This window comes from Rhodobacter aestuarii, from assembly GCF_900156655.1.
GTDB classification, from domain to species: domain Bacteria; phylum Pseudomonadota; class Alphaproteobacteria; order Rhodobacterales; family Rhodobacteraceae; genus Rhodobacter; species Rhodobacter aestuarii.
Window position 1 is genome coordinate 185,376 of record NZ_FTOG01000007.1, and the last position, 12,265, is coordinate 197,640.

General features: G+C 61.7%; 13 protein-coding genes. 2 read left to right on the forward strand and 11 right to left on the reverse strand.

Going from position 1 to position 12,265, the window contains the following annotated elements; genetic code table 11:
• Positions 1–6: 6 nt before the first annotated feature.
• The 4 genes from BW967_RS11530 to BW967_RS11545 all read right to left on the reverse strand — a co-directional run bounded on the left by BW967_RS11530 (position 7) and on the right by BW967_RS11545 (position 2,255).
• The gene (locus tag BW967_RS11530) at positions 7–435 is read right to left on the reverse strand and encodes a hypothetical protein (RefSeq protein ID WP_076485217.1); all 429 of its coding nucleotides are present in this window, start codon (positions 433–435) and stop codon (positions 7–9) included.
• Positions 436–439: 4 nt separating this feature from the next.
• Positions 440–775, reverse strand: coding sequence for an ElaB/YgaM/YqjD family protein (locus tag BW967_RS11535; protein ID WP_076485218.1), 336 nt, complete (start codon positions 773–775; stop codon positions 440–442).
• 63 nt (positions 776–838) lie between these two features.
• Complete coding sequence (locus BW967_RS11540) at positions 839–1,723, reverse strand: cation diffusion facilitator family transporter (protein WP_076485219.1); 885 nt, start codon at positions 1,721–1,723, stop codon at positions 839–841.
• Between the two features lie 52 nt (positions 1,724–1,775).
• On the reverse strand, positions 1,776–2,255 hold the full coding sequence (locus BW967_RS11545; protein WP_076485303.1) for an SH3 domain-containing protein: 480 nt from the start codon (positions 2,253–2,255) through the stop codon (positions 1,776–1,778).
• Between the two features lie 207 nt (positions 2,256–2,462).
• Here BW967_RS11545 and BW967_RS11550 point away from each other — a divergent pair, with 207 nt between their 5' ends.
• Positions 2,463–3,449, forward strand: a complete 987-nt coding sequence (locus tag BW967_RS11550; RefSeq protein ID WP_076485220.1) for a 2-hydroxyacid dehydrogenase — start codon at positions 2,463–2,465, stop codon at positions 3,447–3,449.
• 73 nt (positions 3,450–3,522) lie between these two features.
• On the opposite strand, the gene BW967_RS11555 is transcribed toward BW967_RS11550, so the two are convergent.
• Positions 3,523–4,170: a hypothetical protein gene (locus tag BW967_RS11555; protein WP_076485221.1), complete on the reverse strand. Its 648-nt coding sequence runs from the start codon at positions 4,168–4,170 to the stop codon at positions 3,523–3,525.
• A 120-nt stretch (positions 4,171–4,290) separates the two neighbouring features.
• A complete protein-coding gene (locus BW967_RS11560; RefSeq protein WP_076485222.1) occupies positions 4,291–5,091 on the reverse strand; it encodes a hypothetical protein in 801 nt (266 codons plus the stop codon).
• A 216-nt stretch (positions 5,092–5,307) separates the two neighbouring features.
• On the opposite strand from BW967_RS11560, the gene BW967_RS11565 reads away from it, so the two are divergent.
• Positions 5,308–7,809 (forward strand): GcvT family protein, encoded by a 2,502-nt coding sequence (locus tag BW967_RS11565; RefSeq protein WP_076485223.1) that lies wholly within the window; start codon positions 5,308–5,310, stop codon positions 7,807–7,809.
• 126 nt (positions 7,810–7,935) lie between these two features.
• On the opposite strand, the gene BW967_RS11570 is transcribed toward BW967_RS11565, so the two are convergent.
• From BW967_RS11570 to BW967_RS11590, 5 genes are all read right to left on the reverse strand, one after another.
• On the reverse strand, positions 7,936–8,760 hold the full coding sequence (locus BW967_RS11570; protein WP_076485224.1) for a GH25 family lysozyme: 825 nt from the start codon (positions 8,758–8,760) through the stop codon (positions 7,936–7,938).
• A gap of 111 nt (positions 8,761–8,871) precedes the next feature.
• On the reverse strand, positions 8,872–9,612 hold the full coding sequence (locus tag BW967_RS11575; RefSeq protein WP_076485225.1) for a hypothetical protein: 741 nt from the start codon (positions 9,610–9,612) through the stop codon (positions 8,872–8,874).
• 89 nt (positions 9,613–9,701) lie between these two features.
• Complete coding sequence (locus BW967_RS11580) at positions 9,702–10,052, reverse strand: carboxymuconolactone decarboxylase family protein (protein ID WP_076485226.1); 351 nt, start codon at positions 10,050–10,052, stop codon at positions 9,702–9,704.
• A 46-nt stretch (positions 10,053–10,098) separates the two neighbouring features.
• Positions 10,099–11,172 carry an NAD(P)/FAD-dependent oxidoreductase gene (locus BW967_RS11585; RefSeq protein WP_076485227.1) on the reverse strand — a complete coding sequence of 358 codons (1,074 nt, stop codon included), beginning with the start codon at positions 11,170–11,172 and terminating at the stop codon, positions 10,099–10,101.
• A gap of 227 nt (positions 11,173–11,399) precedes the next feature.
• Positions 11,400–12,098 carry an outer membrane beta-barrel protein gene (locus tag BW967_RS11590; protein WP_076485228.1) on the reverse strand — a complete coding sequence of 233 codons (699 nt, stop codon included), beginning with the start codon at positions 12,096–12,098 and terminating at the stop codon, positions 11,400–11,402.
• Positions 12,099–12,265 lie beyond the last annotated feature (167 nt).

Genomic DNA, 12,265 nt, shown 5'->3' on the forward strand with positions numbered 1-12,265 from the left:
AGCGGCTTAACGATCTGGGCGCGGGGTGAGGGCAAAAACCAGCCCCGCGGCCACTGCCAAGGTTGCGGCAGGATGATCGGCGATAAGCTTCGGGATCGTTTGTAAAGCGGTCTCGGCCAACGCTGATTGCAGGGCAGCGGACCGGGCGGCCTCGGCGCGCGCCTTGGCTCGCGCGTCAAGAACCGCCGTCACCGCCCACACAACCAACACGGCCAATAGAGCCAAGCCCGCCAAAACAAGGGCGGACAAGGCCGGGCCAATCAGCGGCATCAGCGCAAACCAAAGCGCCACTGCTGCCGCCACATAGGCCGTAAGACCAAAAATCGCGATCAGCCCAGTGCCAATCGCGGCGCGGCGCGCCTTGGCCACGGGCGGGGCAAACCCGCCCATCAGCGCGCCCAGAAGTTCGGGGGCTAGCTGTGCCAATTCGCGCATGATCTTAGCGCTTCATCAAAAGGGCTGCGAGAAAGCCGACACCTGCGGCTACACCAAGCGCAGCCATCGGGTTGGCGCGCACGCGGTCCTCGACCGCGCCTTCGGCATCAAGGAACCGCTCGCGCGCGATTTCGGCAGCTTTTGCGGACCGGTCGGCCAATTCGGCGCGCAACTCTTGCGCCTGTTCGGCCAATTTCTCGCCGCGCGTCGCGCCATAGTCGCGCGCGCTACGGCTCAACTCGGCCAGTTCGGCGCTGAGCTTTTCGATTTGCTCTTCAAGCTTCGCGACCTCGGCGGGAACCTTGCCATTCGATTTGGAAAGGGGTTGGGCGCTGGCCATGAAAGCCTCCTGTCTTTGGTTGCGGTTGTCGGATCAACGCAAACCAAGCCGGGAGAGTTCCCCTTAGCCGTGCCAGACATCCATGTGGATGATCACATCCGCTTGCGGATGGGCGTCCAAAATCGCGCGTTTGAGGCTTTTGGCAATCGCATGTGCGGCCTCTAGGCTTTGCTCGCCATCAAGTTCGATATGCAGTTGCACAAAGAGTTTTGCGCCTGCGGTGCGGGTCTTGAGGTCATGGAACCCCCGCACACCGGGCCAGATTTCTGCGATCTCGGCAATGCTCTTTACAATGCTGTCGGGTGCTGCGCGGTCCATCAGTGCGTGCCAGCTTGCGACAAAGATCTTGGACGCGCCACGCAGCATGATCGCGGCGGCAATGATCGCAATCACGCTGTCGGCGCGGGTCCAGCCAAAGCGGGCCGAAAGCCAAAGCGCGAGCATCGCCCCCAAGGTGGGCAGCAAATCGCCCACGTAATGCAGCATATCCGCCGCCACGACCTTGTTGCCGGTGCGCGCGGCCACCCGGCGTTGCCAAAGAACGAGTGCGGCCGTCAGCAGTGCCGAAAGCGCCATAACGGCAATGCCAGCGCCTTCATCCGCAAGGACGGGCGGGGTGGTGGCAATCAACCGCTCCACCCCAGTCCACAGGATCGCGGCACCAGAAGCGGCTACGAAAATGGCTTGGCCAAGCGAGACCAGATCTTCAACCGAGGTATGGCCAAAGGAATGGTCTTCATCGGCGGGGCGGGCGGCATAGACAATCGCGATCAGCCCCGCCGCAGAGATCAGCAGATCAAGCGCCGAATCCGCCAAAGAGGCCGCGATGGACAGCGCCCCCGTTGCCCAAAGCGCCCAGAGCTTGAGCCCAACCAAAACCGCCGCGACAGAGACAGAGGCCGCCCCAGCAGACAAGTTCAGTTTTTGCGAGGGCGTAGAATAGGGCATGGCACGATTCGGCTGGCTGGCGTGGGAGCCCTGCCTAGCTCAAGCGCGCTGCTTAGTCACGGATTTCATCGGGGGTAACGCCCCAGATTTTCTCCTTGGGCACCCAACCATCGGCATCGCCTGCCAAAATCTCACACCAATCGCGGTTGCAATCGCCGAGCCGGGCAATGGCCCCCATCTCCGCCAGTGCGACCACCGGGGCACGGGTATCGGCACGGGCATGCAATTCGGTCATGTCATCCTCGACAATCACCGTGCGCACGCCCGACAGCAGCGAGTAATGCACCCAGCCGCCTGCCCCATCACGGTCTTCCACGCGGCGCCAGTGGCCGAATTCGGCGGTGATCCGAAGCGGCATGCCCGCATGTTTGAACACCCAATCAATACGATGCGAGAGCGAGGGACCGCGCCGGGCATTCCCCTCATCCCCCTTGAGCGAGACAAAGCGCGGCAGCGGCAAATTGGTGACTGGACCGCGGTCGGGTTGCGGGGAAACTTTCACTTCAGGCAGGGCATCACTGTCTTGTGCCATAGCGGGCGCCCCCGAAAGCCCCGCCAGTATAAGCAGCAAACAGGCGAAACCTGCCTTTTGCCTGCGCATCCGCGCAAGCGGCGCGCAAGAAAATTGCGCCAAAAGTCCAAAAAGCGTCATTTCTGCTCTCTCCGGGCCTTGTAACTTGCCCCTTTGGCGGTCAATTTGCACCCAAGTCAGACGCATTGGAAGAGAGGAGAGCCAACCATGCCCGCACCGCGGCTGAGTGTTGTCGTGACGCGACGGTTGCCCGAAGTCGTCGAGACCCGGATGAAAGAACTGTTCGACGTTGAACTGCGCGAAACCGATGCGCGGATGACGCGCGAAGAATTGGTGGCTGCGATGCATGATGCCGATGTGCTCGTGCCAACGCTGACCGATCATATTGATGCCAATATGCTCGCGCAGGCGGGCGACCGGTTGCGGCTGATTGCCAATTTCGGGGCCGGGGTGGACCATATTGACGTCGCCTCTGCGCGTTCGCGTAACGTGCTGGTCTCAAACACGCCGGGGGTGGTGACGGAGGACACCGCCGATATGGTGATGTCATTGATCCTTGGCGTGACGCGGCGCGTGCCCGAGGGGTTGGCGTTGATTAACCGAGGCGAGTGGCAGGGCTTTTCGCCCACCGCGCTTTTGGGCGGCCGCATCGGCGGGCGTCGGCTCGGCATCATCGGGATGGGCCGGATCGGTCAGGCGGTGGCGCGGCGCGCGGCGGCCTTTGGGATGCAAATCCACTACCACAACCGCCGCCGTTTGCGCCCCGAGACCGAGGCAGAGTTGCAGGCGACCTATTGGGAAAGCCTTGACCAGATGGTCGCGCGGATGGATGTGATCTCGGTCAACTGCCCGCATACGCCCTCGACCTTCCACCTGCTGAACGCGCGGCGGTTGAAGCTGATGAAGCCCACAGCCGTGATCGTGAACACTTCGCGTGGCGAAGTGATCGACGAAAATGCGCTGACGCGGGCGTTGAAAGCGGGGGAATTGGCGGGGGCCGGGCTTGATGTGTTTGAGCACGGGACCGAGTTCAACCCGGTGCTGCGCGAAATGCCCAATGTCGTTCTTTTGCCGCATATGGGGTCTGCCACGATCGAGGGGCGGATTGAGATGGGCGAGAAAGTGATCTTGAACATCAAGACCTTCGCCGATGGCCACCGCCCCCCGGATTTGGTTGTGCCGGGTGTTCTTTGAAGCCTTCCCCCGAATGAACTGAAAACGGCGGTCCCGAGGGGCCGCCGTTTTCAGTTCATGATCTTTCTGGCTTTTACATCCGCACCTGCACGGCACCGCCGCCTTGCCCCTGCGTACTCACAGCTGCCAAAGATGCGTTGGAATAGCTGTTCTCGGCATTGGCCTCGGCCATGCGTTGTTCCATCTTTTGCGCAAGGTTGACACGGGAGTTGGCCTTCGCCTCTGCATTCGAGGCTTCGATGCTTTGCTCGGTGATGCTGCGCTGCTTGGCCAACTGCTCGGTGACATCGGGGCGGGTTTGCGACAGGTCCACCTTGCCCAACTCGGTCGACTGGGCGATCATGTCGGTCAGTTCCGTGATCGTTGCCCCCGGTTCGCCTCCCGCCTGCTGCTTGCGGATTTGCTCGACCGGGGTCGGCTCGCGCTGCTTCATTTCCGCAAGGTTTTCGGCGCCGATCTCTTTGCTCATCGCCAAAGCGCCGGTTTTTTGCGTTTTCGCCTCGGCTGCAGCTTTCACAAGCGTTTCGGCGGCGGCGTTGGTGGGCAGGGAACGCCCCGTGCGCGCAACCTCGGTGGGCGTGCTGCGCTTGCTCGCCGAACTTTCAGCGGTTTGCGCGTTTCCGCCTGCGGCCATAGCGGCAGCGGGGGTGGCACGGCGGGCCATCGCGGCACTTACCGAGGTGGCGGCGGAAGAGCTGGAAATCTGTCCATCGAAGGGCATGGCAAACTCGCTACGCAAGCGTGGGCTAATGTTTCGCCTTCCTTCTTACCGTAACTGTGCCCTCGTTTCACGCGAGAGCTTGCGAGTTGGTAAATTGCAGAGGTCGAGCGTGCGGTTGCGTCAGAGCGTCAGCCGGATGCTATGACCCCGTTGCGCCTCATGGCCCACCACGGCCAAAGAGAAGGTGGAATAGGCGCCCTGCGTCACGCTCATCCCGGTCATTTGCGACATCAGCGCCTCCATCGCATCGCGGCCCCGGCTCATTTCGGAAACACCAGCGGCCACAGAATCCACCGGGTTTGCGGCGGTGGCGATGCTTTCCAAAATCGCTTCGCGGCGGTTTGCATCAACGCGCATTTCTGCAAGACGGCGGGCATCAGATTCGGTGGCGCCACTGTCTGCATCGAACAAGCTGCTCAAGTCGATGACCGTGTCATTGCCGTCTTGTGTGGCGGCGCCAGCTTCAACAAGGCGACCAAGCAGCGCTTCCAGAACCGACTGGGCATTGGCATTTGTGACATGCGATTGCGCGTTCTCTAGGCCAGCTTGCGCGGCGCTTGAGCCTTGACCCGCAGTGTTTTTGGATTGCGATGCGTTGGTCTGCGCGGCCGAGGAAGCCGCGTTTTGTTGCGCCCCGGCCAGAGCGGCAGTGGTGTCGCTCGTCTCAGTCTGCGCATTGGGGAGCGCATTGGTGCCGCTCTCTGCACCGCTTTGCCCCGACAACATTGATTCGACCGCCAAACCCACTTGGCCAAGCCCCTCGGTTTGCGGGGCCGGGGCCGCGGGTTCGGTCGCCGCAGTCGGGGTTGTCTTTGCCGGGCTTTGTGAAGACGCCGATGATTGGGAGGATTGGCTTTGGCCATAGCCCTGCCCAGACAGGATCATATGCAAAAGTGCTGAAACATAGCCGAGAATAGACATGGCGGGACTCGCTGGGAATTGTGTCAAATTGTTTGTACCGCGCCCGGGCCGCCGATTCACGCGGAAGCTTACGAATTGGTAAACCCCTGCGGCTCAGGCGGCATGCCAATTCACCACCGCGTGGGTATGTCGCTTTTCGCTGCCAAATGTCGGGCACGCTTGTCCGAAGCCCGGTCAAACTGCCACAACGGGGAAAACCCCCTTCAGGAGAGTCCGATGAAAACCCATGTCAAAGCTCTGGTCGTCGGCGGCGGTGCCGTTGGCTGCTCGGTCGCCTATCACCTCGCGAAAGCGGGCTGGGAGACGATGCTGGTGGAACGCGATGAGCTGACCTCGGGCTCGACGTGGCACGCCGCGGGTCTGCTGCCGCTCTTCAACATGAGCTACGCCACGACCCACATCCACAAATACTCGGTGGATTTCTACAAAACGCTGGAAGCCGAAACCGGGCTCAATGCAGGCTTTTCGATCTGCGGCAACCTGCGCATGGCGCAAACGCAAGAGCGGATGGACGAATACATGCTCTATTCGTCGGTCGCGGAAACGGCTGGCGTCTACCATGAGTTCCTGACGCCCGCGCAAATGAAAGAGCGCTGGCCGCTTCTGAACACCGAAGATCTGCGTGGCGCGCTGTTCCACCCGCAAGACGGCTACATCAACCCCGCCGACGTGACCCAAGCGATGGCCAAGGGTGCGCGTCAGCGCGGCGTGGACATTGTCCGCAAGCTGCAAGTGAACGCCTATAAGTGGACCGGCTCGGAATGGATCGTCACGCTTGAGAAGATGGTCGAAAAGGGCGGCAACCTCGTTGGTTCCGGCGAGATGATCGACGTGCATGCCGAACATGTGGTCACCGCGACGGGCAACCACGCGCAGCGCACCGCGCGGCTTTTGGGCATCAAAATCCCGGCGATCCCGGTCGAGCACCAATTCATCGTCACCGAGCCCGATCCGATGCTGGTCAAATGGCGCGCCGAGGGCAACCCGGAGCACCCGGTGCTGCGTGATTCTGATTCGAAATGGTATGTCCGCGAAGAGCGTGGCGGCTGGATCTTGGGCCCCTATGAGCGTGGCGCGCCCGCGCGGTTCCTTTATGACGTGCCGGAAACCTTCCGCGCCGACCTCTTCCCGCTCGATCTGGAGCGGATCGAAGAAGAATATATGTCGATGATCCACCGCCTGCCGACCTCGGAAACCGTGGGTCTGAAAGACGATTTCAACGGCCCGATTTGCTACACCCCCGATGGCAACCCGCTGGTTGGCCCGGCGCCGGGCCTGCGCAACATGTGGCTGGCCGAAGGCTTCAGCTTCGGCATCACCGCGGCGGGCGGCACGGGCTACTATCTCGCCCAGATGATGGTCGAGGGCGAAGCCGAGATCGACATGGCGAGCCTTGATCCCAAGCGTTACGGCTCGTGGATGACCACCGAATATGCTGCACGCAAGAACGAAGAATGCTACGAGCACGTCTTCATTTTGCACCACCCGGACGAAGAGCGCGAAGCCTGCCGTCCGCTGCGCACCGCCCCGGCCTATGACCGCCAGCTCGCGCTCGGCGCGCAAATGGGGCAGGTGAACGGCTGGGAACGCCCGAACTATTATGGCCCGGTCGATGCGCCGGCGGACTTTGACCACAATTCGCGCAGCTTCCGCCGTGGCGGCTGGTGGCAATATGCCAAGGCTGAAGCGGAGGCCGTGCGCGAAACCTGCGGGATCATTGATGCCTCCGCCTTCACCAAGCACCTTGTGCGTGGCCCCGGCGCGACCGCCTTCCTTGACCACTTCACCTGCAACAAACTGCCGAAAGTGGGCCGGATCAACCTGACCTACGCGCTGACCGATGCGGGCACCACCCGCACGGAATACACGATCGTGCGTTTGGCCGAGGATGAATACTACCTGATCTCGGCAGGCGCTTGGACGGCCTATGACGCCGACTTCCTCAAGCAATCGGCCGAGGATTTCGTCGCCAATGGCGGTGGTTACATCGACATTCATGATGTCACCACGCAATGGGGCGTCTATGCGCTCGCAGGCCCGACTGCGCGTGCGCTGCTCAATGAAATCGTCAAAGATGCGGCGCCCGAAACGGTGCTGAGCAACAAACGCTTCCCGTGGCTGAGCTACCGCGACATCGAACTGGGCATGTGCCCGGTGCGTGCGGTGCGCGTGGCCTACACGGGCGAATTGGGCTGGGAGCTGCACTTCCCGGTCGAATTTGGTCGCTACCTGTGGGATTTGATCTGGTCGGTGGGCGAGAAGCACGGCCTCAAGCCGGTGGGCGCGCGCGCGCAAAACTGGCTGCGTCAGGAAAAATCCTACCGCGCCTTCGGCAACGAATTGGGTCGCGACGCGACGCCGATGGAAGCCGGGCTCGACCGCTTCATTGATCTGGGCAAAGAGTTCCGTGGCAAGCAAGCGATGATCGACACCGGCATCCGCGCGAAATGCGTGACGCTGCTGATCGACGGGCCGGAAGATTGCGACCCGTGGGGCAAAGAAGCGATCTTGTCGGATGGCGAAAAGGTTGGCCGTCTGACTTCGGGCGGCTGGTCGGTTGCTTTCGGCAAACAGATCGGCATGGGCTATGTCCGCCCCGATCTGGCCGAGGTGGGCACCAAGCTCAAAGTGAAGATGCTGCTGCAAGAATGGGACGCGGTTGTGGCCGAAGACAGCCCGCATGACCCGACCAACGCGCGCATCCGCATCGACGGCTAAGCGCTTTCACATGAACAAACTGCGGGGCGGGGGGGGGGCAACCTCCGCCCCGTTTGCTTTTGGCCGGGGCCTTTTCATCTTGCCGTCAATATCCCGGGGGTCTGGGGGCCGCGCCCCCAGCGTGGCTTATTGCGCGCGCCCGGCAAGCCAGTTGGCCCAGCCCTCGCGCGAGCCGCCAAAGGCGTTCAAATCCACCGTGCCGCCAATGCCGGGCACCACCCCGGTGCCGGAATATTGCCAAAAGCTCCAGCGTTCATTGGGATATTTCTCCGATGGATGCGCCGTGACGGTCCGCAGCCAAAACTCTACGCCCGCCATCTGACCAAGGTCATTATCGGCGTAGAATTTGGGGTCGGTATAAACGACCGGCTGGGTGCCGTAATGCGCTGCAAGCGCGTTGAGGAAAACGCGCATTTCCGCGCGCACGGTGGCGGCTGGCGGGCGCAGCTGACAGGTCGGGGAGGTGTGGTTCCATTCGATATCCAGCACCGGCGGCAGATCGCCCTTGTGCTTGGGCACATTGCGGATGAACCAATCGGCCTGCTCAATTGCCGGGCGGCAGAAATAGTAGAAATGATAGGCCCCGACGGCGACGCCGGCAGCCCGAGCCCCTCCGGCATTGGCGCTAAAGCCGGGGTCGATATGATCACCGCCCTCGGTCGCTTTGAGCCATGCAAATTCTACGCCATTGGCATGGGCTGTGCGCCAATCAATCTTGCCTTGGTAGCGGGCGGCATCAATGCCGTGCACCGGATAGCTGGCAGGGGTTCGGCCTTCCCAAGGATGCGGGTCTGTGTCGCCAAAGCGTGCGGGTAGACCGGGCGCGCGGTAATCGGCCGCCACCAGAGCCGCGGGGGCCATCAGCTCGGTGCGGACTGGGCCAGAGCCCGGGCCGCAGCCCCACAATGCCAGACAAACCAACCCTGTCGTAGAGACCCAACCAAACCGCATTGCAGCCCTCCCTTGGCGCGTTTTGGGAAGGGTGACGCAAAATCGCCCAGCTGTCACGCGGCAGCCGGGCGCTATGGAATGGCTCAAGAGGACGTGATCGCAGGACCGTGGTCAGCGGCGGGGGCCGAAATCATCGGGTGTAATCACGCCATCGCCGTTCATGTCGCGCATGGCAAACCAATCCTTGGTGCCATCGACAAATTCGAGCTTGGTCACTTTGGCATCGCGGTTACGGTCAAAGCGCATCATCTCATCTTCGGCGGCGGCAAAGAAGCCCGAGCCTTGCATCGCGGAGCCCGGCCCCATGCCTTGGCCGCGCATCGGTTGGCCCTGCGGGCCCTGACCTTGCATGCCGCGCCCTTGCGGCCCCATGCCTTGCGGGCCACGGCCTTGCTGTTGCGCCATCATGCCTTGACCACGCCCTTGGCCCTGACCGGGGCCCATGCCGCGCCCCTGCGGTTGCATACCTTGCCCCATGCCGCGGCGCGGTTGCATCTGTTGGCCTTGCGGCGGGGCCATACCTTGCGCGCGCATCCCTTGGCCCGGTTGCATCCCTTCGGGCATCTGATGGCCGGGGCCCATGCCTGCATCGAGTTGGGCAAGTTTAAACTCATCAATGCCCTTAAGTTCCTCGGGCGAGAAGCTGCCGTTTTCATCTTCATCGAACATGGTGAAAATGTCGGAGCGATGTTCGCGGGCTTCGTCCAACGTGACCTGACCATCGCTATCAAGATCCCACATCAGCATGAATTCTTGTCCCGGCACGACCGGTTCTGGGGCGTCTTGGGCGAGCGCGGGTACCGAGCCAGCAACAAGGGCAAGGGCAGCGGTGAAGGTGATCAGGCGTTTCATCGGACGATCCTTTCGTTCCAAGATTGCCTGAAAAACGCGCAGGCCCGCAACTTCCGTCGCGGGCCTGCCTAAATCACGGCGATGTGAAATTAGCCTTGGGTGCTGTCGGCGGCCAATTCATCCCAGCACGCCAGCGCATGGGCGGCATACATCATGGCGGGGCCCCCGCCCATTTGGATCGCCACGGCGCAAATATCGGCCAGTTCTTCACGGGTGCCGCCTGCCTTCATCAGCGCCGAAACGTGGAAATTCACGCAAGGCTCGCAGCGGATCACAATACCCATCGCCACCGCGAGCCATTCCTTTTGGCGTTTATCCAGCGTGCCGTTTTCGGTGATCGCCTTTTCCATCGCACCAAAGCCGCGCATCGCATCGGGGATCGCTTTGCTCATCACGCGCAATTCGGCGCGTTGGTCTTCCATCTTTTGTTTGTAGCTCATGGGAGGTCTCCTTTTGGCGCTACATGAGTATTCATAGATTGGAATGTCAACCAAAACGCTTGGGATCAAGCGCAGAGAGGATCGCGGCCTCGACTGATGGCACGCGCCCGCCAATGAGATCCGCCACCAGTTCCGCCGCCGCAGGCGCGCTTTGGAACCCATAGCCACCTTGGCCCGCGAGCCAGAAGAAGCTGGGGTCTTTGGCGTCAAAGCCGATCACCGGGGCTCGATCGGGCGCGAAGGTGCGCAAGCCTGCCCAATTCGCCAAAAGCCGGGTGACAGGTTCGGTCACGGCTTCTTCATAGCGCGCCAGCCCCTCGGCCAGCACCATATCGTCGGCCCAGGCGTCATGCGGTTCAACCGGGTCTTCCTCGGCGGGGGAGACGATCAGCGCGCCTGCGTCGGGCTTGCAATACCAATCCTCCGCGCCGCCAATCACCATCGGCCAGCGGCTGACATCATGGCCGCCGGGGGCCGGGATGCGCGCCATGGAACGGCGCAGCGCCTTAAAGCCCAAGGGTGTCACGCCTGCCATCTGCGCGACTTCATCTACCCAAGCACCGGCGGCATTGATCAGCAGTTTAGCGGTGAATGTCTCGCCCCCAGCCTCAACCCCCCAGCCACCTTCAAGGCGCGTGATGCGGGTCGCTTTGGCTTTGGTGCGGATGCTGGCACCTGCGGCGCGCGCTTCGCGGGCATAGGCCTGCACCAGCGCATCGGTATCAATGTCCCACGCATGTTCGGCATAGCCCGCGAAGGTCACCGTTTCGGGGTTCAAGATCGGAAACAGCGCTTGCGCCTCGGTGAAGCTGAGCTTTGCGACCTCAAATGCCGCCGCCTGTTTGTTGAACCGCGCCTCATGCTCCGGCCCGTCCACAATCATAAAGCCCCGGTCGCTGAGAAGGCCCGAGCCGTGATAGAATTCGCCCGAGGCGAGCGAAAGCGCCACCACCGCCGGGTTGCCATAGCGCGGTTCGTAAAGCGCCGCAGAGCGCGAAGAGGCGTGATGGGCCAGATGGTCTTCCGTCTCAAGCAGCGTCAGGCTGCCCAAGGGCGCAAGCCGGGCCGCCGCGGAAAGACCCGCGATACCGCCCCCAAGGATAAGGAAATCGTTTTGCATGGGCGCACGCTAGACCTGCGCTGCGGCGAAGAAAAGAGCGATTGCGCGGCGCTTGCAGGAGCGTAAGCTCAAGCCATCGAAGGAGGCTGCTATGAAACTTGCCTTGGCCCTTGGCCTGATTCTTCTTGTGAGCGCTTGCGGCGACAGCGTGCCGATCATTCCGTTCATCTGAAAACGAAAAAACCGCGACGGCTTGCCGTCGCGGTTCGGTTTTCTGTGCGGTGCCCTTAGAGGCCGGGGATCACTTCAAGCAGACCACGGCGCTCGAAAGTTGTGCCGCGCTTTGCGCCGAAGTTCACGCGTGCGCCCAAGCCGAAGTAGCCCTCAGACCCGGCGTCCTCGATATCAATAGTCCCGATCTGTGCGGACAGCGTGACCTTGTCCATATGATATTCGGCCTCAAGCTGGGTGCGCGAGGCGTCAAAGCCCTCAACGTCGAGACGGTCATGCGAGGCCCCAAACGCGAAACTGTCTGAGGTGTTATACATCACACCCAGCCCCAACAGGCTCCCATTGATGCCATCGCTGTCGGCGGTGCCAACATAGGCTTCGCCTTCCAGTTTGCCTTGCTCAAAGCCACCTTCGAGACCGAGGTAGTTGAAGCCATTTCCCTCAACGTCATCACGCCCAACAAACGCACCGACCGAGGCATTCGCGCTGGCATGATAGATGCCGTGCAATTGCAGGGTGCTGGCATCGGCGTTGGACAGGCCAAAATCCATCATGGCGAGATCGCCTTGCACCGAGAAATCGCGCGTGAAGCCGTATTCCAAGCTTCCTTTGAGTGAGGTTTTGCTAAGCGTCCCGGCGCTGTCGTCATTGAAACGGCTGTAATCAAGCCCGACATAGGCGCCGGTGACGTCTCCGGCGAATGCGCCATGCGCACAAAGCGCGGCGACAAGCGCCACGGGCAATACTGCTTTCATTGCTGCCTCCAAAAGGTAGTGTTTGTGATTTCTTTTATTGCCCTTTTGGATAGGTCGGCATTTTGTGCTTCGCAACAAGATCATACAGAATACGGGGTGAAATCTTGTCGCATCCCCAAGATGTTATGTTTTCGCTCAGAAATGAAACAAGGCGCTGCCGGGGCAGC

Bases quoted from the DNA above. Each gene is read 5' to 3' on its own strand.
- BW967_RS11555 (WP_076485221.1), bottom strand. From the start codon at position 4,170: ATGCCCTTCGATGGACAGATTTCCAGCTCTTCCGCCGCCACCTCGGTA.
- BW967_RS11570 (WP_076485224.1), bottom strand. From the start codon at position 8,760: ATGCGGTTTGGTTGGGTCTCTACGACAGGGTTGGTTTGTCTGGCATTG.
- BW967_RS11560 (WP_076485222.1), bottom strand. From the start codon at position 5,091: ATGTCTATTCTCGGCTATGTTTCAGCACTTTTGCATATGATCCTGTCT.
- BW967_RS11580 (WP_076485226.1), bottom strand. From the start codon at position 10,052: ATGAGCTACAAACAAAAGATGGAAGACCAACGCGCCGAATTGCGCGTG.
- BW967_RS11535 (WP_076485218.1), bottom strand. From the start codon at position 775: ATGGCCAGCGCCCAACCCCTTTCCAAATCGAATGGCAAGGTTCCCGCC.
- BW967_RS11540 (WP_076485219.1), bottom strand. From the start codon at position 1,723: ATGCCCTATTCTACGCCCTCGCAAAAACTGAACTTGTCTGCTGGGGCG.
- BW967_RS11590 (WP_076485228.1), bottom strand. From the start codon at position 12,098: ATGAAAGCAGTATTGCCCGTGGCGCTTGTCGCCGCGCTTTGTGCGCAT.
- BW967_RS11565 (WP_076485223.1), top strand. From the start codon at position 5,308: ATGAAAACCCATGTCAAAGCTCTGGTCGTCGGCGGCGGTGCCGTTGGC.
- BW967_RS11530 (WP_076485217.1), bottom strand. From the start codon at position 435: ATGCGCGAATTGGCACAGCTAGCCCCCGAACTTCTGGGCGCGCTGATG.
- BW967_RS11585 (WP_076485227.1), bottom strand. From the start codon at position 11,172: ATGCAAAACGATTTCCTTATCCTTGGGGGCGGTATCGCGGGTCTTTCC.
- BW967_RS11545 (WP_076485303.1), bottom strand. From the start codon at position 2,255: ATGGCACAAGACAGTGATGCCCTGCCTGAAGTGAAAGTTTCCCCGCAA.
- BW967_RS11550 (WP_076485220.1), top strand. From the start codon at position 2,463: ATGCCCGCACCGCGGCTGAGTGTTGTCGTGACGCGACGGTTGCCCGAA.
- BW967_RS11575 (WP_076485225.1), bottom strand. From the start codon at position 9,612: ATGAAACGCCTGATCACCTTCACCGCTGCCCTTGCCCTTGTTGCTGGC.